This is a genomic window from Leptothrix mechoopdaensis (SeqCode), assembly GCF_053893855.1.
On record NZ_CM132699.1, the window covers coordinates 1,202,723 to 1,222,484 of the forward strand.

Consider the following 19,762-nt stretch of genomic DNA (forward strand, 5'->3'; position numbering starts at 1 on the left):
GTCACTCCGACTCGACTGTCTCGACCGGCTCGACCTGGAACTGCTGGGCCGCCAGCTTGGCGTAGACGCCGCCAAGGGCGACTAGGTCGGCGTGGCGGCCGGTCTCGACGATGCGGCCCTCGTCGAGCACGACGATCCGGTCGGCCTTCTGGACGGTGGCCAGCCGGTGCGCGATGACCAGCGTGGTGCGGTGCGCCATCGCCGCTTCGAGGGCGGCCTGCACCAGCCGTTCGCTCTCGCTGTCCAGCGCGCTGGTGGCCTCGTCCAGCAGCAGCAGCGGGGTGTTGCGCAGGATGGCCCGGGCGATGCTGATGCGCTGGCGCTGGCCGCCCGACAGACGCACGCCGCGTTCGCCCAGGAAGCTGTCGTAGCCCTCGGGCAGCGCGCGGATGAAGGCGTCGGCGTGGGCCGCGCGGGCCGCCTCGATGACCTCGGCCTCGCTGGCGTCGGGTCGGCCGTAGCGGATGTTCTCCAGCGCGCTGGCCGAGAAGATCACGCTGTCCTGCGGCACCAGGCCGATGCGGCCGCGCAGGTCCTGCAGCGAGACCGCGTCGACGCGCTGGCCGTCGATCATCACGTCGCCCTGCTGGGCGTCGTAGAAGCGCAGCAGCAGCTGGAAGACGGTCGTCTTGCCGGCGCCGCTGCTGCCCACCAGCGCGACCGTCTCGCCCGGCTCGATGCGCAGGTCGATCGAATGCAGCGCGGCGGTGCGGGGCCGCGACGGGTAGTGGAAGGTCACGCCGCGCAACTCGACCGACGAGCCACCCTGGACCGGCGGCAGCGCCAGCGGTCGGGCCGGTTCGGCGACCGGCGATTCGGCGGCCAGCAGTTCCATCAGCCGCTCGGTGGCGCCGGCCGCACGCAAGAGGTCGCCCCAGACCTCCGACAGCACCGCGATGCTGCCGACCAGCAGCACCACGTAGACGACGGTCTGGCCCAGATGGCCGGCGCTGATGTCGCCGCGGATGACCGCCTGGGTGCCCTGGTACAGGCCCCACAGCAGCGCGCCGAAGGTGGCGCTGATGATGAAGGCGACCAGCATCGCGCGGGTGCGGGTGCGGCGGCGGGCGACGTCGAAGGCGGCCTCGGTGGCGAGGTGGTAGCGGGCTTCCTCGCGCGCCTCCTGGGTGTAGCCCTGCACGACCGGGATGGCGTTGAGCACCTCGGCGGCGATCGCGCTGGTGTCGGCGACGCGGTCCTGGCTGGCCCGGCTCAGGCGCCGCACCCGGCGCCCGAAGTACAGCGACGGCGCCACCACGATCACCAGGATGCCCAGCACCTGCACCATCACGGTCGGATTGGTCGCCACCAGCATGACCAGCGCGCCCAGGCCCATCACCGTGTTGCGCAGCCCCAGGCTCAGGCTGGAGCCGACGACGGTCTGCACCAGCGTGGTGTCGGTGGTCAGGCGCGACAGCACCTCGCCGGTCTGGGTGGTCTCGAAGAAGGCCGGACTCTGGCGCAGCACGCGGGCGTAGACGGCGTCGCGCAGGTCGGCGGTGATGCGTTCGCCCAGCCAGCTGACGGTGTAGAAGCGCGCCGCCGAGAACAGCCCCAGCGCGATGCCGACGCCGAACAGCGCGACGAAGTGTTCGCGCAGCGCCATCACCCGAGCGGCCGGGTCGGCGCTCAGGACGTCCGGACTGACGAGCCCCTGGTCGATCAGCTGGCGCATCGCGACCGGCACCGCCAGCGTCGCCGCGGCCGCCAGCAGCAGGAACAGCAGCGCGGCGCCGACCTGGCGGCGGTAGGGCAGGATGAACGGCGCGAGTCCGCGCAGCGATCGGGGCGTGGATGCGCGCGGGCGCTCGGTGATCTTGCTCGACTGGGCCATGGCGGCGCAGTTTACGCAGCGCAGGTCGCGGGCAGAATCCGGCACCGTGGCTTTCCTTGACCTGTCATTCCGCCCGCACCTGTCGATCCGGACGACGGTCCTGCTGGCCGTCATCGCGGCGGTCGCCTTGCCGGTGGCGATCTGGTGGCGTCTTCAGCAGCGGATGTTGCGCGAGGCCTACGAGCCGATGGTCGCGCAGGGCCGGCAGGCGCTGGTCAGCCAGACCGCCGCCGCGCTGGTCGAACCGCTGTGGACGCTCGATGCCGTGGCCGTCGACCTGGCCTTGCGACGCGGCGCTGCCGATCCTTCGGTGCGGCAGCTCGAACTGGTCGAGAACCGGCCGACCGACGATTCGCGGCCGGTCGTCCATGCGGTTCGCGCCGCCGCTGCGGCCGGCGGCCAGGCCGGGCGGGATCCGCCCGTCTGCCTGACCGAGCCGGTGCGGCGCGAAGGCCTGCTGCTGGGCGATCTCGAGGTCTGCTTCGATCCCGACCAGCTCGACCTGCTGCTGGCTGAACGGCGCACCCAGACCATCCAGCTCGCAGCGCTGCAGGCCTTCGTCGGCGCGCTGCTGCTGCTGGCCGTGCTGTACCGCCGGCTGATCCGCCCGATCGAGCGCCTGAAGGAACAGGCCACGCGCATCGCGCTGCGCGGCGAGGAGGGGTCGATCAGCTGGCGTCGCCGCGACGAGATCGGCGAGCTGGGCGAGCACCTCAACGACGTGCACCGCCAGCTGCATGCGCTGTTCGGCCAGATCGAGCGCCAGCAGAACGCGCTGGAGAAGCTGGCGCTGCACGACCACCTGACCGGTCTGCCGAACCGGCTGCTGTTCCGCGAGCTGGCCCAGACGGCCTGTGCCGGCGCGCTGCGCGACGGTCACCTGCTGGCGGTGCTGTTCATCGACCTGGACCGCTTCAAGGCGGTCAACGACACGCTCGGCCACTCGGCCGGCGATGCCCTGCTCAAGACGATCGCGCAGCGGCTGACCAGCTCGGTGCGGGCCTCGGACGTCGTCTGCCGCCACAGTGGCGACGAGTTCCTGGTGCTGCTGCAGGATGTCGGCACGATCGAGCAGCTGGTGCAGACCGTCGAGCGCATCCAGCACGAGGTGGCCCGGCCGATGCTGCTGGACGGGCGCGAGGCGCACGTGCAGGCCAGCATCGGCATCGCGCTGCTGCCCGACGACGCCAGCGAACCCGACGAGCTGGTGCGCCATGCCGATCTGGCCATGTACGAGGCCAAGAAGGCCGGCCGCGACCGCCACGGCTTCTACCGGGCCGAACTGAACCAGCGCGTGCAGGCGCAGATGCAGGTCGAGCACGAGCTGCGCGAGGCGCTCGCCCGCGACGAGTTCGAGCTGCATTACCAGCCGCAGATCGGTGCGGCGCGCGGCGAGCTGCTGGGCTGCGAGGCGCTGATCCGCTGGCGCCATCCGCAGCGCGGGCTGGTCGGGCCGCTGGGTTTCATCCCGGCGGCCGAGCAGGCCGGGCTGATCGGCGAGATCGGCGCCTGGGTCGTGCGCGCCGCCTGCGCCCAGATCGCGCGCTGGAAGGCCGATGGGCTCGCCTTCGGCTGCGTCGCGGTCAACCTGTCGGCGCACGAGTTCCGCGACCGCGGCCTGGTCGACGTGGTGCGCGACGCGATGCAGCAGCACGGCGTGCGGCCCGACGAGTTCGAGATCGAGATCACCGAGACCGTGCTGATGACCGAGGCCGCCGCCTTGCGCATCGTGGCCGACCTGCAGGCGCTGGGCATCAACATCGCGGTCGACGACTTCGGCACCGGCTACTCGTCGCTGGCCTACCTGAAGCGGCTGCGCCCGCGCACGATCAAGATCGACCGCAGCTTCCTGGCCGACCTGCCCGACGACGAGGAGGACCGGGTGGTGGTCGAGGCCATCGTCGGCATCGCCCAGGCCCTGGGCATCGAGGTGGTGGCCGAGGGCGTCGAGACCGAGGCCCAGCTCGACTACCTGCGCGGCGCCGGCTGCGACATCCTGCAGGGCTACCTGATCGCCCGTCCGGCCGATGCGCAGCAGTACGCGCTATGGCTGGCGGCGCGTCCGGCCGACATCGTCTCGGCATGACCCGCCGACGCTCGACCGGCATAATTTCCGTGTGATGTCCGCCTTCCTGCGTTCCCTCATCGCCGCGCTGCTGATGCTGGCCCTGCCGCTGCAGGCTGCCGAGCTGGCGCGCATGGCGGCCTGCCTGCCGGCGGGTGTCGAGGCGGTGCTGGGCGGGCAAGGGCACGATGCTGCGGAACAGCATGCGGCACATCACGCGGCCCCTCACGCCGATCACCAAGCGGATCACCACGCCGATCAGCACGCCGATCAGCACGCCGATCAGCACGCCGATCAGCACGCCGACCACGGACTGCCCGATCACCACGACCACGCCGGCAGCAGCTGCTGCAAGAACTGCCTGGCCGGCTGCTGCAGCTGGGTGCTGGCCGGCACGACCGACTGGACGGTGCCCGACTGGGCGCCGTCGCGCTATCCCCGTCTCGCCGTGATGGCGACGCCCGAGCCGCTGCCACGCGGGCTCGAACGACCTCCCAGGACAGCAGCCGTCTGACGCCGTCGCGGCCTGTCGGCCGCCGATCCGTTCGACCCGGTCGACGGCCACCCGCCGCATCGACCGAACCGTCCCGAGGTTCCCATGTCCTGGTTCCGAACCCTGGCGCTGTGCGGCATCGCCAGCGTGGCCTTGCCGTTGGCGCAGGCCGCGTCGCCGGCACCCGCACGGCCCGATCCGCTCGACCCGGATGCCGCCGTGGCGCCCCTGCCGCATCGCAGCGTCTGGCCCCAGCGTGCGACCGCAGAAGACGCCACGCCGGTCGACTGGCGCGCCGCCCACGAGGCCGTGCGCCGCGCCGGTGGCTGGCGTGCCTATGCCCGCGAGGTGCAGCGATGAGGCCGCTGCGCAAGACCGGTTCGGCGCTGGTGACGGCGACGCTGGCCCTGATCCTCTCGGGCTGTGCATCGCTCGATGACGCACCCGGCGGCCGTCAGGCCGAGGCGCCGGTGGCTGCGGCGGTCCAGCGCCAGTTCGGCCTGCCCGACGGCAGCTTGAGGCTGGCGCGTGACGATGCGGCGCTCGATGCCGTCCGGCGCGAGGTCGATGCGCTGCTGCGCGAGCCGCTGACGGCCGATGCCGCGTTGCGGATCGCGCTGATCAACCACCGCGGCCTGCAGGCCCGGCTGGCGGACCTGGGCGTGGCACAGGCCGACTGGCTGGCCGCCGGTCGACTGCCCAATCCGCGCCTGAGCCTGGGCCGGCTGCAACGCGGCGACGAACGCGAGATCGAGCGCGGCCTGTCGCTCGACCTGGGACATTGGCTCGCCTTGCCCTGGGCCCGCGAGATCGAGGCCGGCCGGCTGGGCGCGCTGCAACGCGGCGTGACGGCCGATGCGCTCGCGCTGGCGACGCAGGTGCGCAAGGGCTGGATCCAGGCCGTCGCCGCGCAGCAGCTCGAAGGGCTGGCGGCCGAGGCCCGCGAGAACGCCGGTGTCGGCGCCGAACTGGCCGACCGGCTGCGTGCGGTCGGCAACTGGAGTCGCCTGCAACAGGCCCGCGAGCAGGCTGTGCGGGGCCACGCCGAGCTGCAGCACGCCCGCGCCCGTCAGGCCGCCGTGGCCGCGCGCGAGCGCCTGAACCGGCTGCTTGGCCTGTGGGGCACGCAGACCGCCTACACCTTGCCCGATCGGCTGCCCGAACTGCCGGCAACGCTGCCCGAGCGGCCCGATCTGGAACGGCAGGCGCTGGCGCAGCGCTTCGACGTGCAGGCCGCCCGCTTGCGGCTCGACGCCACCGCGCGCAGCCTGGGCCTGAGCCGCGTCACCGGCTGGGTCGACGGGCTGGAACTGGGCCTCGTGCGCAACAGCTCGAACGAGGCGCCGGTGCAGACCGGCGCCGAACTCGCCTTCGAGCTGCCGCTGTTCGGCGGTGGCCAGGCCCGCACGCTGCGCGCCGAGGCGCTCTACCGACGCAGCCTGCACGAGGCCGCGCAGGTCGCGATCGAGGCGCGAGCCGAGGTCCGCGAAGCCGACGCCGCCGCGCGGTCCGCCTGGGACATCGCCCGTCACCATGCCGAGGTGCTGCTGCCGCTGGCCCGCCAGATCTCCGACGAGAACCTGCTGCGCTACAACGGCATGTTCATCGGCGTGAACGACCTGCTGGCCGATGCGCGCAGCCTGTCGGCCGCCCTCGCCGCCGCCGTCGAGGCCGAGCGCGATGCGTGGCTGGCCCAGGCCGATCTCGAACTCGCGCTGGTCGGCAAGCCCGATCTCGTGGCCGCCTCCGGCGCGTCCCTCGGGACGTCGACCGGTGCTGCTGCGGCTGGCCATTGAGCCGGCCATTGAGCCGGCGCCTACAGGACACCCCCATGGTCAACCGAAGAGATTTCATCCGCGGCTCCGGCGCCGTCACGGCTGCCGTGACCGCCGCCGTCGCCACATCGGCCGTCAGCCGCGTCGCGATGGCCGCCTTGCCCGAGCCGGTGCTCCAGACCAGCGCGGCCACGCAGCCGCCGCTGATGCCGCCCGATGGCCGACCCTACGACCCGGTCGTCACGCTCAACGGCTGGACCTTGCCGTGGCGACAGGTCAACGGCGTCAAGGAGTTCCACCTGGTCGCCGAGCCGGTCGTGCGCGAGCTGGCACCCGGCATGAAGGCGCACCTGTGGGGCTACAACGGCCAGAGCCCGGGCCCGACGATCGAGGTGGTCGAGGGCGACCGCGTGCGTGTCTTCGTGACCAACCGCCTGCCCGAACACACCAGCGTGCACTGGCACGGCCAGCGCCTGCCCAACGGCATGGACGGCGTCGCCGGCCTGACGCAGCCGGCGATCCCGGTGGGCAAGACCTTCGTCTACGAGTTCACCGCGCGTCGCCCCGGCACCTTCATGTACCACCCGCATGCCGATGAGATGACGCAGATGGCGATGGGCATGATGGGTTTCTGGGTCACGCACCCGAAGGCCCGCCATCCGCTGATCGAGCCGGTGCAGCGCGACTTCTGCTTCCTGCTCAGTGCCTACGACATCGAGCCGGGCAGCGCGACGCCGAAGATCATGACGATGACCGACTTCAACCTGTGGACCTGGAACAGCCGCGTGTTCCCGGGCATCGACAGCCTGAACGTGCGGCTCGGCGACCGGGTCCGCATCCGTGTCGGCAACCTGACGATGACCAACCACCCGATCCACCTGCACGGCCACGAGTTCACCGTCACCGGCACCGACGGCGGCCCGACCCCGCCGGGCAGCCGCTGGCCCGAGGTCACCACTGACATCGCCGTCGGCCAGATGCGCCAGGTCGAGTTCATCGCCGACGAGGAGGGCGACTGGGCCTTCCACTGCCACAAGAGCCACCACACGATGAACGCGATGGGCCACGCGGTGCCGACGATGATCGGCGTCGACCACACCGGTCTGGCCGGGCGCATCGCCAAGGTCGTCCCCGACCACATGGTGATGGGCGAACGCGGCATGGCCGACATGGCCGAGATGGCGATGCCGCTGCCCGACAACACCTTGCCGATGATGACCGGCACGGGCCCGTTCGGCTCGCTCGAGATGGGCGGCATGTTCAGCACGCTGAAGGTGCGGCGCGACCAGAAGCCCGGCGACCACGGCGATCCCGGCTGGTTCACGCACCCGCCGGGCACGGTTGCACGCGAATGGCGCGGCGACCTGGCCGAGCCGGCGCGCGCACCCGACAGGTCGAACGGCGCCCCTTCTCCGGACGTCGAACTGAAGGCCCGCAAGCCCGGCGGTCATGCCGGCCATTGAAGCCGGGGGCGAGGCCCGGATCCGGACACGCATTCACATTCAACGAGCTGGAACACCGATGAACACGACCAACGTCTCGATTCGACCTGTCGTCATGGCGATGCTGCTGGCGGCGACCGGCGCCGTCAGCGCACCGGTGCTTGCCCACGGCGACCAGGCTCATGCGGGCAACGCACAGGCCTTGCGACTCGAACAGAAGCCCTGGGGCATCGCCGCGCCGGCCAAGGCCGCGACCCGCACCATCGAGATCCGCATGAGCGACCGGATGCGCTACAGCCCCGATCGCATCGAGGTTCGCGAGGGCGAGACGGTCCGGCTGGTGCATCGCAACGGCGGCAAGCTGCTGCACGAGTTCGTGCTCGGAACGCCCGAGGAACTGGCCGCCCATGCCGAGCTGATGAAGAAGTTCCCGACCATGGAACACGACGAACCCTACATGGCCCACGTGCCCGCCGGTCGCCGCGCCGAGATCACCTGGACCTTCAACCGATCGGGCGAGTTCGAGTTCGCCTGCCTGCTGCCCGGTCACTACGAGGCCGGCATGGTGGGCAAGGTGATCGTCAAGCCACGCTGATCCGGTCGCCCCGATGCCATCCGTCCCTTCAAGGAGAAGCCCGATGAACACGATGAAGAACGCGCCCGGCACGTCACGCCGGCAACTGGTCGCGCTGCTGGCGCTGGGCGGCCTGGGCCTGCCGACGCTGGCCGCGACGCCGACGTCGCCCAAGGTGCTGGTCGAGGTCTGGAAGAGCCCGGACTGCGGCTGCTGCAAGGACTGGGTCAAGCACCTGGAGGCCAACGGCTTCCAGGTCCGCCTGCACGACGAAGGCAACCAGGAGGCGCGCACCCGTCTGGGCATGCCGCAGCGCTACGGCTCGTGCCACACGGCGAAGGTTGGCGACTACGTGCTGGAAGGGCATGTGCCGGCGCGTGAGGTCCGCCGCCTGCTGAAGGAGAAACCCGCCAATGTCGTCGGACTGGCCGTGCCGGCGATGCCGGTCGGGTCGCCCGGCATGGACGGCCCCGAATACAAGGGCCGCCAGGATCCCTACGACGTGCTGCTGGTGCAGCGCGACGGCGGCGCCAGCGTCTACCAGTCCTACCGATGAATCATCAGGAGCGATCCCACATGAAGACCCACCCCACGCGCCGCATCGTCATCGCGGCATGGCTGTTGAGCCTGCTGGTACCCGTTGCCTGGTCGACGGCCCTCGCGGCCGATTCCCCCGACCGGAGCGAAGCCGAGATCCGGCGTGTCGACAAGGCCGGCGGCAAGCTGACCCTCAAGCACGGCGAGCTGCGCAACCTCGACATGCCGCCGATGACGATGGTCTTCGTCGTGCGCGACCCCAAGGGTGTCGAAGGCCTGAAGGTCGGCGACCGCATCCGCTTCGTGGCCGGGCAGGACGGGCCGACCTACACAGTGGAATCGTGGGAGTTGCTGAAGTGACGTGGCTGCCCGGCCGGGCCCCAAGGGTCAGGTCGGCTGCACCCGTTCCGAACGTGTCTTGTAGAGCTGGAGCAGGGCGCCCAGGAAGTCCTGGCCCAACCACCTGGACATCGGAACGGCGTAGAAGTTGATGGGGGTCGACAAACGGTAGCGGGCCACCATCTCCAGACGGGTTGTCGTCGGGGAGGTGTCGACCAGGTGGAACGACACCTCGTGCAGGTCCATGTACCGACCACCGATGACGACGTGCTCATCCATCGTGCCCGCCGGGAACGAGTCGGGTCCGAACTCGTAGTGCAGGACCATGGCGCTGTTTTCCTGACGGTCGCGCACCCGGGCCGAGAAATGGATGCCCTGGTCCCAGGTCGAGTGCCGCGTGGCGCCGTCGGTCGCGTCGACCACCTCCGCGTCCAGGGGGCGAGGCACGCCGATCGCGTGTGCCCAGGTCCAGGGCAGTTCGTCCGGGCGGATCCCCTTCAGGCGAAGCAGGTTGGACCAGACCGTGGCAGCCGGTGCCTGGATGTGGACGTCATGCCGCAGCGTCTGGATCGAATCGTCCGGTGATCGGGCATCCAGCGGCAGCAGGAGGATCGGCAGCAACGCCAGTGCCGCGAGCGAATCCTTGGGCGGAGGGCGGTCGCGACTGACCAGCGCCATGCAGATGCCGCCGAACATCGCCAGCAGATAGAACAACGGCGCCATCAGCGCGATGCAGATGCTTCCTTCCAGCATCGTCACGGCGCAGCCGGCAAGCATCAGGGTCATCGGAAGGAGCGGTGCCGTCGCGGCACGCCAGAGCGAGGTCCTTGCCGCTGGCGACAGCCGTACCGAGATCGCACCGATCGCCATAGGCGTTCCGATCAGGAAGGCGACCGACATCACGCCTTGCATGCTCGGTGACAGGGCGCCGAACACGAAACGCAGCAACACCCCGTAGACCGGTCCGGCGATCACCCATCGCCACGGTGACGGCTGCGCCCTTTCAGGCTTGGCGCAGTTGGAGCGGTCGGGGCGGTGCATGTGGTGTGAATGAGGTTCAGATACCAGATTCTGGTTCAGATGTGGCCGGGTAAATCAGCATATACCTGTCCTGAAAGAGATTTGAATGATGGATGGATGCCGGCCACTCAAAACCCAGCCGAATCATGTTGCTTGGCTTTTGGATGGTTCGACCTGTCCGCCTGCGTTGCGCGCTTTGGGTGACTCGTTCAAGTCAATAGATTTGTTGAATCTTGTTATGTGGGCTCATTTTTGCGTGTCTCAGAATCGCGTCACTTTCGATTTTCCAGTTGACCTGTCAGCAGGCTGGATATTCGGTGACGTCTCAGGGGAGCATGATGAAAATCAGATCAATCAGAAGTCAGTCAGGCGCGATCTTCGCGAATCTGGCGCTGGGTACTGCGGCCCTGGGTAGTGCGGCGGCCGTCACCGCCGATTGGACAGCGCAGCAATCTGCGCTGGCCCTTCAGAAACAGCAGGGTTATATCTTCTCCCGACTGAACGATGCGGTCGGAAACTACATGACGCTGCTGTTCCCGCAACTCACCGAGCAAAAGGCCGGTGGTGTTGACGTGATTCCAGTCGAGTGTGCCAATCTGCCGTACCGCTACGGCACTTCGGTCGCGGTCGAGCCTGTCATCCTGTCGGGAAAATGCGAGCTGACCTTGCCGCTGGCTGCTGGCGGCAGTTATGTGCTGAAGAATGCACTTCAGCCGACGGTAGCGGACCTCAAGGCCATGAACCTGCTGGATCATGGCATCTCCGATGCGCCGGTACTGGTCACCGAGGCGGTCGTCGCCGGGCCTGACACGGCGGGGGCGGCCAGCACCACGAGCGCGCCGAACGGCTATGCGATCAGCATCCAGCCCAAATGCATCGGCAAGGGCAGCAGTTCAGGCGCGACCGCGGCCACCTGCACCAACCTCAACAAGGCGCTGAGTTCGTCGGTCCTGAACATTCAGCCGTTTGTGTCGTCGCGATACATCCAGAACTTCCTGCCATTGATGTGGTCTGCAGGTCCGGATGCGGCGATGTCGGGTCCGCCCGACGCATCCAATATCCAGGTACAAGCGGATCGAACGAACCCGAACGGAGAATTCCGATCCATTCAGGCTGGCTGGACCCGTGACAACCCGATCACGCGCGAATGGAAATACTCGACCACCAGCACCACCACCCAATACTCGCGAGGAGTGGACAACCTGGTGTTGATCCGCAACGGCTATGACTCGGCCTATTGGCAGATGGTCCGACGCGACGGCTCGTCGCCACCGACGGCCACCTGGGATTTCAACGGGCAGGACCTGAAGAAGGTCGGTCTGTTGACGGCGGCATCGGCCGAGATCTCCGGCGACCTGAAGGTCGGGGGCAATCAGACCGTCACGGGCAACCAGGCCATCACGGGCGACCAGACCGTCACCGGCAAGGTCAAGGTGGACGGCACCGGCACATTCAAGGGCGTGCTCACGGCGATGTCGAACCTGTTCGTCGAGGGCGCGACGGAATTGAAGGGCAAGCTCACCGTGGTGGGCAAGGCGCTGTTCAAGGACGATGTGACACTGGAAAAGAATCTGCTCGTCAAGGGCAGCGCACAGATTGACGGTGACTTGTCGGCCGGATCGGCGACGTTCAGCGGTGCGCTTCTGGCCAACAGCCTGATGATTGGGGGCACGCAGATCACTCCGGATGGCACCTTGCTGGGCGCAGCGACGGGTTGGGGCGTGAACGTCGGCGACAGTTGTGCCGTGAACCTGGCATTGGCGCAGAGCACGGACGGCAAGGTCCAGATCTGCCGCAACGCGGCGTGGACACCGCTGATCACCGCCGAAAACATCGTCCAGCCCACACCTGCTCCTGACAAGGCCTGCGCGCCCGAAGGCGCACCGGGCCGTCTGCCCGATGGCACGCTGGCGGTTTGCACGAACGGCAAGTGGGAGTCGGTTGCGCAAGGTAGTGCGACGGAAGGATCCGCCTGCATGGTCGAAGGCGCGTTGGCAACCACCACGGCATCGCCGAGTCCCGGTCGCATATTGATGGCCTGTCAAGCAGGGAAATGGACGACGAATGTCTTTGCCAAGCCCCGGCTTGTTTATGCAACCGACGGGAACACCTGTCAGACGAGCGAAGAACTGGCCCTGGATGGGCGAGGGTATCCTTCGTTGCTTGTCTGCAAGGATGGCAAATGGCAACCGCCGGGCACCCAGTTGCTGTCCCGAATGGCGTTCGGGGGTAAATGCACCCTCGATGGTGTCCTGGCCAGTGATGTTCAAAAGACAGGTCTGCTGGTTTGCAAGAATGGGGTTTGGTCGAAAATCACAGAAGCTGTCTCCCTTGGTGGCAACTGTGATCAACTGAATCAGACCATCACCAATGCGGATGGATCCAAGTGGTACTGCATTCATGCGCCGGCTCACAATGGCTACGTCTGGGCAAATGCGCCCGACATGTTGCCGCTGTGGCGTGGGGACGATGTGAAGGTGGAGATGAATCGGCTGGTCCAGTTTAGGGGTAATGATTATTACTTCTACAGTGAGCCTGGCTGGATGAATAAGCCTCAGACTTACATCAACATCGCGACATGGCTCCCTTGGCCTAGATATGCGGGCAACGATCACGCAATCACGTCTTGGCTAAACAATTCGAGTTCCCCTGCATTGGGAGAGGCCTGGACATCGAGAATGCCTCCATTCGACGACAACACGTGGGGGTCTGCCGAATCGAGGGGGCGTTGCCAAACCTATGTCGTGACGCTCCCGAGTTCCGAAGATCTGCGTGATATTTCCATTGCGTTTGGCGGTCGTCCTGCGCCTTGGCAATACAATTGGGATGGTGGCGAAGAGATCTGGTCGGCGTCAAGGCGCGATGAATGCGATGGAAACTGGGGATGCGGTTCCACCCCGTGGAGTGGCGGCGGAGGAAACTGGTGGGACCATATTTCCGTCAATCTCTGGGGTGCGAAGATCTTTCATACCTACAACACAGAAGCCAAGCCGGTTCTCCTCAAGGTCAAGAAGTTGTTTGGGGATAGTTGCAGTGACCCACGGCCTTGATGTTTAGGTGCCGTCGACGCCCCTCTTCCTTGAGTTCTACGAGGCTGCTTCCGTCACGGTCGATCGTGCGGTGCAGCCTGTCTGAGTCGGGTTTTCTGAAGCATCCGGCACCTTCTTTACCCGACTACTGGACGACTCAAATCGTCCTTTCTCGACGTCCGTGTTGGATGACTCATTTAAGTCGGTAGATTTGCTGACTTGGGTGGTGATGGCTTACTTTTGTATGTTTCAGAATCGGCTCATTTTCAATATTCCAATTGCCCCGTCAGGGGGCTGGGTATTCGGTGACGATTCAGGGGAGCATGATGAGATTCAAGTCGATCAGAAGTCAGTCAGGCGCGATCTTCGCGAATCTGGCGCTGGGCACCGCGGCCCTGGGTAGTGCGGCCGCCGTCACCGCCGATTGGACAGCGCAGCAATCTGCGCTGGCCCTGCAGAAACAGCAGGGCTATATCTTCTCCCGACTGAACGATGCGGTCGGAAACTACATGACGCTGCTGTTCCCGCAACTCACCGAGCAAAAGGCCGGTGGTGTTGACGTGATTCCAGTCGAGTGTGCCAATTTGCCGTACCGCTACGGCACATCGGTAGCGGTCGAGTCGGTCATCCTGGCGGGCAAATGCGAGCTGACCTTGCCGCTGGCTGCTGGTGGCAGTTATGTGCTGAAGAATGCGCTGCAACCCACGGTGGCCGACCTCAAGGCCATGAACCTGCTGGATCATGGCATCTCCGATGCGCCAGTACTGGTCACCGAGGCGGTCGTCGCCGGGCCTGACACGGCGGGGGCGGCCAGCACCACGAGCGCGCCGAACGGCTATGCCATCAGCATCCAGCCCAAATGCATCGGCAAGGGCAGCAGTTCAGGCGCGACCACGACCACCTGCACCAACCTCAACAAGGCGCTGAGTTCGTCGGTCCTGAACATCCAGCCGTTTGTGTCGTCGCGATATATCCAGAACTTCCTGCCATTGATGTGGTCCGCAGGTCCGGACGCGGCGATGTCGGGTCCGCCCGACGCATCCAATATCCAGGTACAAGCGGATCGAACGAACCCGAACGGAGAATTTCGATCCATTCAGGCTGGTTGGACCCGTGACAACCCGATCACGCGCGAATGGAAATACTCGACCACCAGCACCACCACCCAATACTCGCGCGGGGTGGACAACCTGGTGTTGATCCGCAACGGCTACGACTCGGCCTATTGGCAGATGGTCCGACGCGACGGCTCGTCGCCACCGACGGCCACCTGGGATTTCAACGGTCAGGATCTGAAGAAGGTCGGTCTGCTGACGGCGGCCTCGGCCGAGATCTCCGGCGACCTGAAGGTCGGGGGCAACCAGACGGTCACGGGCAACCAGTCCGTCACCGGCGACCAGACCGTCACCGGCAAGGTCAAGGTGGACGGCACCGGCACATTCAAGGGCGTGCTCACGGCGATGTCGAACCTGTTCGTCGAGGGTGCGACGGAACTGAAGGGCAAGCTCACCGTGGTGGGCAAGGCGCTGTTCAAGGACGATGTGACGCTGGAAAAGAATCTGCTCGTCAAGGGCAGCGCACAGATTGACGGTGACTTGTCGGCCGGATCGGCGACGTTCAGCGGTGCGCTTCTGGCCAACAGCCTGATGATTGGCGGCACGCAGATCACCCCGGACGGCACCTTGCTGGGTGCCACAACGGGCTGGGGCGTGACCGTCGGGGCAAGTTGCAGTGTCAACCTGGCATTGGCGCAGAGCACGGACGGCAAGGTCCAGATCTGCCGCAACGCGGCGTGGACACCCCTGATCACCGCCGAAAACATCGTCCAACCCACACCTGCTCCTGACAAGGCCTGCGCGCCCGAAGGCGCGCCGGGCCGTCTGCCCGACGGCACGCTGGCGGTTTGCACGAACGGCAAGTGGGAGTCGGTTGCCCAGGGTAGTGCGACGGAAGGATCCGCCTGCATGGTCGAAGGCGCGTTGGCAACCACCACGGCATCTCCCAATCCAGGGCGCATCCTGATGGCCTGTCAGTCCGGCAAGTGGACGACCAACGTGTTCGCGAAACCCCGTCTTGGTTATGCGCAGGCAGGGGATACCTGCCAGACCCAGGACGAGATGGCGTACGACAACAAGAGCGGCTTCTATACCGCTGTGATCTGCGATGGTGGCAAGTGGCGCCCAGAAGGTCTGCAGATGCTGGCCAATATGGAAATGGGGCGGTCCTGTTCGCTCGACGGCGTGCTGGCAAGCGACATGGAACGCACCGGGTTGCTGGTTTGCAAGGGCGGCGTCTGGTCCAAGATCACCGACCCCATCGGTCTTGGCGGGACTTGCTCGCCTGAAGGTAAAAAGGTCACGGCACCCAGTGGCGCCGAGTTGTATTGCATGAACGGCATTTGGTCTCTTGCCCCGAAACATGGTGATCGGTGTACTTCAGTTGGCAAGGTGTTTCAACTGTCGGCGAATCCAAGGAGAGCCTTGTATTGCAATATGTTCCATGAGGGTGATTACTGGTCTCAATCGCCTGGCACCTTGCAGTTATACCGGTTTGATGGTGGTAGGGTAACGATGAGTCGCCTGATGCAATATAATGGCGAGGATTATTATATTTACAGTGAGCGCGGAGATGGCGCGTATACCGTACAAAGGATGCATGACATATCTTATTGGCTGCTTGAAGAGTCAGATCCAGTGAAGGTTTACAGCGAGCGTCGAACGAGTAGTGTGAGCTTCAGTGCAGATGGGTGGAAGCACGGGTGGACCGTTGCGAGAGAAGGGCAATCTCATGGCGATGCCTTGAATGACAAATGTAATTACTATGAGGTCATGCTTCCGTCTGTAAGGGAGTTGCAGGGACTTGCCTCGGCACTTGGTGGCAGGCCTCGACAATGGAGTTTTGTTGATACCGAACTCTGGTCAGATGTGAGATGTGATGAGTCTTACTGCAATGGCGGCAACTGGTGGGATCACATGACCGTCGAACTCGACAATCAGGTATCCCGTCATCGATGGAATACCGATTATTGGGCAGTTGCGGTGAAGATCCGTAGGCCATGGGCGGACGAGAGTTGCGCTTCGCCGTGGTAATCTGAGTCTGGTGGGTGGCGGGTATGGTGTGGCCCAAGTTTGGTTGCACCAATTGTTGGGCCTAGACTTCCGGCGGCTCAATCCCTCTCGGCTCAGTGTCTGAGTTGAATCCACGGTTTAGGTTGGTGGATCTGCTGATTTTGATCGTGATGGCTTAATCCCGTCATCCTCAGAATCGCACCACTTTCGTTTTTTCGGTTGATCCGTCAGCGGGCTGGTTCTTCGGTGACGATTCAGGGGAGCATGATGAGATTCAAGTCGATCAGAAGTCAGTCAGGCGCGATCTTCGCGAATCTGGCGCTGGGCACCGCGGCCCTGGGTAGTGCGGCCGCCGTCACCGCCGATTGGACAGCGCAGCAATCTGCGCTGGCCCTGCAGAAACAGCAGGGCTATATCTTCTCCCGACTGAACGATGCGGTCGGAAACTACATGACGCTGCTGTTCCCGCAACTCACCGAGCAAAAGGCCGGTGGTGTTGACGTGATTCCAGTCGAGTGTGCCAATTTGCCGTACCGCTACGGCACATCGGTAGCGGTCGAGTCGGTCATCCTGGCGGGCAAATGCGAGCTGACCTTGCCGCTGGCTGCTGGTGGCAGTTATGTGCTGAAGAATGCGCTGCAACCCACGGTGGCCGACCTCAAGGCCATGAACCTGCTGGATCATGGCATCTCCGATGCGCCAGTACTGGTCACCGAGGCGGTCGTCGCCGGGCCTGACACGGCGGGGGCGGCCAGCACCACGAGCGCGCCGAACGGCTATGCCATCAGCATCCAGCCCAAATGCATCGGCAAGGGCAGCAGTTCAGGCGCGACCACGACCACCTGCACCAACCTCAACAAGGCGCTGAGTTCGTCGGTCCTGAACATCCAGCCGTTTGTGTCGTCGCGATATATCCAGAACTTCCTGCCATTGATGTGGTCCGCAGGTCCGGACGCGGCGATGTCGGGTCCGCCCGACGCATCCAATATCCAGGTACAAGCGGATCGAACGAACCCGAACGGAGAATTTCGATCCATTCAGGCTGGTTGGACCCGTGACAACCCGATCACGCGCGAATGGAAATACTCGACCACCAGCACCACCACCCAATACTCGCGCGGGGTGGACAACCTGGTGTTGATCCGCAACGGCTACGACTCGGCCTATTGGCAGATGGTCCGACGCGACGGCTCGTCGCCACCGACGGCCACCTGGGATTTCAACGGTCAGGATCTGAAGAAGGTCGGTCTGCTGACGGCGGCCTCGGCCGAGATCTCCGGCGACCTGAAGGTCGGGGGCAACCAGACGGTCACGGGCAACCAGTCCGTCACCGGCGACCAGACCGTCACCGGCAAGGTCAAGGTGGACGGCACCGGCACATTCAAGGGCGTGCTCACGGCGATGTCGAACCTGTTCGTCGAGGGTGCGACGGAACTGAAGGGCAAGCTCACCGTGGTGGGCAAGGCGCTGTTCAAGGACGATGTGACGCTGGAAAAGAATCTGCTCGTCAAGGGCAGCGCACAGATTGACGGTGACTTGTCGGCCGGATCGGCGACGTTCAGCGGTGCGCTTCTGGCCAACAGCCTGATGATTGGCGGCACGCAGATCACCCCGGACGGCACCTTGCTGGGTGCCACAACGGGCTGGGGTGTGACCGTCGGGGCAAGTTGCAGTGTCAACCTGGCATTGGCGCAGAGCACGGACGGCAAGGTCCAGATCTGCCGCAACGCGGCGTGGACACCCCTGATCACCGCCGAAAACATCGTCCAACCCACACCTGCTCCTGACAAGGCCTGCGCGCCCGAAGGCGCACCGGGCCGTCTGCCCGATGGCACGCTGGCGGTTTGCACGAACGGCAAGTGGGAGTCGGTTGCGCAAGGTAGTGCGACGGAAGGATCAGCCTGCATGGTCGAAGGTGCGTTGGCAACCACCACGGCACCTCCCAATCCAGGGCGCATCCTGATGGCCTGTCAGTCCGGCAAGTGGACGACCAACGTGTTCGCGAAGCCGCGCCTCGGTTATGCGCGGGCAGGGGATACCTGTCAGACCCAGGACGAAATGGCCTATGACAACAAGAGCGGCTTCTATACCGCCGTCATCTGCGACGGCGGCAAGTGGAGACCAAAGGGTCTGCAATTGATGGCCAACATGGAACTCGGTAAGTCTTGCTCGCTTGATGGTGTTCTTGCGAGCGACATGGAGAGAACTGGCTTGTTGGTTTGCAAGAATCAAGTCTGGTCAAAGATTACCGATCCTGTCAGTCTTGGTGGTACATGCTCATCTAATGGTGAAAAGATTGCTTTGTCCACCTTGCCGAATCATGAGCAGTTGTATTGCCTGAATCAGAAATGGGTTGCCGCGCTTTTCTTGACTCGTTTGGATGGCGTTGAAGTGATTGCGCACAGCCCGCTCGTAACTCCTGATGGTAGATACTATCTCTACACTGAGCCTGGTTATACGGATAAGCCTTACAAGCCTCAAAGCTTGGATGCTGTTGCATTTTTGCTGGGCAATCCAGGGTTCGAACCAGATAACATGGATGGACGATTTCATCCGCGCTGGCCAGCAATGGCAATTGGTCCAAATAGCAGATGCACTACCGCTGACAATCTGTGGAGATTGACATCAGACACCAGTCCAACACCTGCAGGCGTGGAGGTGTGCCTACCAGCAAACGCTGCTCCATTTGCATCGACGTTCCAGGATGCCATTGGCAACGCTTGGACTGGCGTGGGTGTGCCGGACCTCACCTTTTGGACGGCCCATGTGAGATGGGCAGAAATGGGCTACTCAGATGTTCAAACGTACCTGAGCGACTACGGATGGCATGCAACTACCGAAAGCTTTTACCACGTTGCTGCGCGCCTCTATTACGGTAATGTCGTGACATCTTTCCGTGATCGTTCAGAACCCCAGGCTGTTGCCCTCCGCGTAAAGATGCTGTGAGTCGAGGGAATCTTTCTGGGCGAAATTGTTCGGCTGCTGAATCACTCTTCTATTCCCCTGGCTGACAAGTCTGATTCGCAGGCCCTGTGGGCCGGGGGTAATGTGGCCATAAAGTTCATTCGGCGGTGGATTCAAGTCTGAAGTAAAATACCTCACCGTCTCGGTCAGGTATGAAGATGACGAGATACCGGCAATTGCAGCCCGAAGAGCGCGTGACGCTCTCGAGCGTGCTTCAGTGGGGACACGGCCTGCGCTCGATTGCCAAGGCGCTGGAGCGCAACTCCAGTTCCGTGAGTCGCGAAGTGAGCCGAAACGGCGGTGCCGACGAGGCACTTGGCGGGCTCCTAAAGCTGTCGATTGCATCGACCGATGCGGCCAACCGCCCTCGCGATCGTTCTCGCGCCAGCGTCATCGATCGAAATCGGCGTTCTTCTCGGTCTGGCGGACTGTCTGTTGAGGCTGGTCGCCGCGTCAGGGGCGGGCTTTGGCCTCTCACGCCGGCCTCGCAGACGCACCTGTCCTCTTGACCCGCCACACCAGCGTGCGTGCGGTGTAGGCCGCGCGCACTGCAGCGTGATGGCGATTGCATGGCGCGCCAGCGTCATTGCCTGCACGCATTTCCCGCCATCCTGGGCCAGGC

14 protein-coding genes are annotated in these 19,762 nt (G+C 64.9%); 12 read left to right on the forward strand and 2 right to left on the reverse strand.

All coding sequences use genetic code 11. The annotated features are described in order from the left end of the window. Position 1 precedes the first annotated feature (1 nt). The gene (locus tag ACWA7K_RS05460) at positions 2–1,834 is read right to left on the reverse strand and encodes an ABC transporter transmembrane domain-containing protein (protein WP_456166421.1); all 1,833 of its coding nucleotides are present in this window, start codon (positions 1,832–1,834) and stop codon (positions 2–4) included. A gap of 46 nt (positions 1,835–1,880) precedes the next feature. Here ACWA7K_RS05460 and ACWA7K_RS05465 point away from each other — a divergent pair, with 46 nt between their 5' ends. From ACWA7K_RS05465 to ACWA7K_RS05500, 8 genes are all read left to right on the forward strand, one after another. Further along, the gene (locus ACWA7K_RS05465) at positions 1,881–3,920 is read left to right on the forward strand and encodes a putative bifunctional diguanylate cyclase/phosphodiesterase (protein WP_456166422.1); all 2,040 of its coding nucleotides are present in this window, start codon (positions 1,881–1,883) and stop codon (positions 3,918–3,920) included. 34 nt (positions 3,921–3,954) lie between these two features. Continuing rightward, positions 3,955–4,413, forward strand: a complete 459-nt coding sequence (locus tag ACWA7K_RS05470; protein WP_456166424.1) for a hypothetical protein — start codon at positions 3,955–3,957, stop codon at positions 4,411–4,413. A gap of 84 nt (positions 4,414–4,497) precedes the next feature. Further along, positions 4,498–4,752: a hypothetical protein gene (locus ACWA7K_RS05475; protein WP_456166425.1), complete on the forward strand. Its 255-nt coding sequence runs from the start codon at positions 4,498–4,500 to the stop codon at positions 4,750–4,752. Next, positions 4,749–6,188, forward strand: coding sequence for a TolC family protein (locus tag ACWA7K_RS05480; RefSeq protein ID WP_456166427.1), 1,440 nt, complete (start codon positions 4,749–4,751; stop codon positions 6,186–6,188). The genes ACWA7K_RS05475 and ACWA7K_RS05480 overlap by 4 nt, the downstream gene beginning before the upstream one ends. A 35-nt stretch (positions 6,189–6,223) precedes the next feature. Next, positions 6,224–7,630, forward strand: coding sequence for a multicopper oxidase family protein (locus ACWA7K_RS05485; RefSeq protein ID WP_456166429.1), 1,407 nt, complete (start codon positions 6,224–6,226; stop codon positions 7,628–7,630). Positions 7,631–7,688: 58 nt separating this feature from the next. After that, complete coding sequence (locus ACWA7K_RS05490) at positions 7,689–8,204, forward strand: cupredoxin domain-containing protein (RefSeq protein ID WP_456166431.1); 516 nt, start codon at positions 7,689–7,691, stop codon at positions 8,202–8,204. A 52-nt stretch (positions 8,205–8,256) separates the two neighbouring features. Next, the gene (locus ACWA7K_RS05495; protein ID WP_456168689.1) at positions 8,257–8,739 is read left to right on the forward strand and encodes a DUF411 domain-containing protein; all 483 of its coding nucleotides are present in this window, start codon (positions 8,257–8,259) and stop codon (positions 8,737–8,739) included. Between the two features lie 20 nt (positions 8,740–8,759). Further along, the gene (locus tag ACWA7K_RS05500; RefSeq protein ID WP_456166433.1) at positions 8,760–9,080 is read left to right on the forward strand and encodes a copper-binding protein; all 321 of its coding nucleotides are present in this window, start codon (positions 8,760–8,762) and stop codon (positions 9,078–9,080) included. A 27-nt stretch (positions 9,081–9,107) separates the two neighbouring features. Here ACWA7K_RS05500 and ACWA7K_RS05505 read toward each other — a convergent pair whose 3' ends face one another. Then, the gene (locus ACWA7K_RS05505; protein ID WP_456166435.1) at positions 9,108–10,100 is read right to left on the reverse strand and encodes a hypothetical protein; all 993 of its coding nucleotides are present in this window, start codon (positions 10,098–10,100) and stop codon (positions 9,108–9,110) included. 317 nt (positions 10,101–10,417) lie between these two features. Between ACWA7K_RS05505 and ACWA7K_RS05510 the strand changes: the two genes are divergently transcribed. From ACWA7K_RS05510 to ACWA7K_RS05525, 4 genes are all read left to right on the forward strand, one after another. Further along, entirely contained in the window at positions 10,418–13,129 is a 2,712-nt protein-coding gene (locus tag ACWA7K_RS05510) for a hypothetical protein (RefSeq protein ID WP_456210381.1), read from the forward strand. Positions 13,130–13,431: 302 nt separating this feature from the next. Continuing rightward, on the forward strand, positions 13,432–16,197 hold the full coding sequence (locus ACWA7K_RS05515) for a hypothetical protein (RefSeq protein WP_456210383.1): 2,766 nt from the start codon (positions 13,432–13,434) through the stop codon (positions 16,195–16,197). A 243-nt stretch (positions 16,198–16,440) separates the two neighbouring features. Further along, on the forward strand, positions 16,441–19,122 hold the full coding sequence (locus ACWA7K_RS05520) for a hypothetical protein (RefSeq protein ID WP_456166443.1): 2,682 nt from the start codon (positions 16,441–16,443) through the stop codon (positions 19,120–19,122). 176 nt (positions 19,123–19,298) lie between these two features. Beyond that, positions 19,299–19,649, forward strand: coding sequence for a helix-turn-helix domain-containing protein (locus ACWA7K_RS05525; protein ID WP_456166445.1), 351 nt, complete (start codon positions 19,299–19,301; stop codon positions 19,647–19,649). Positions 19,650–19,762: the final 113 nt, after the last annotated feature.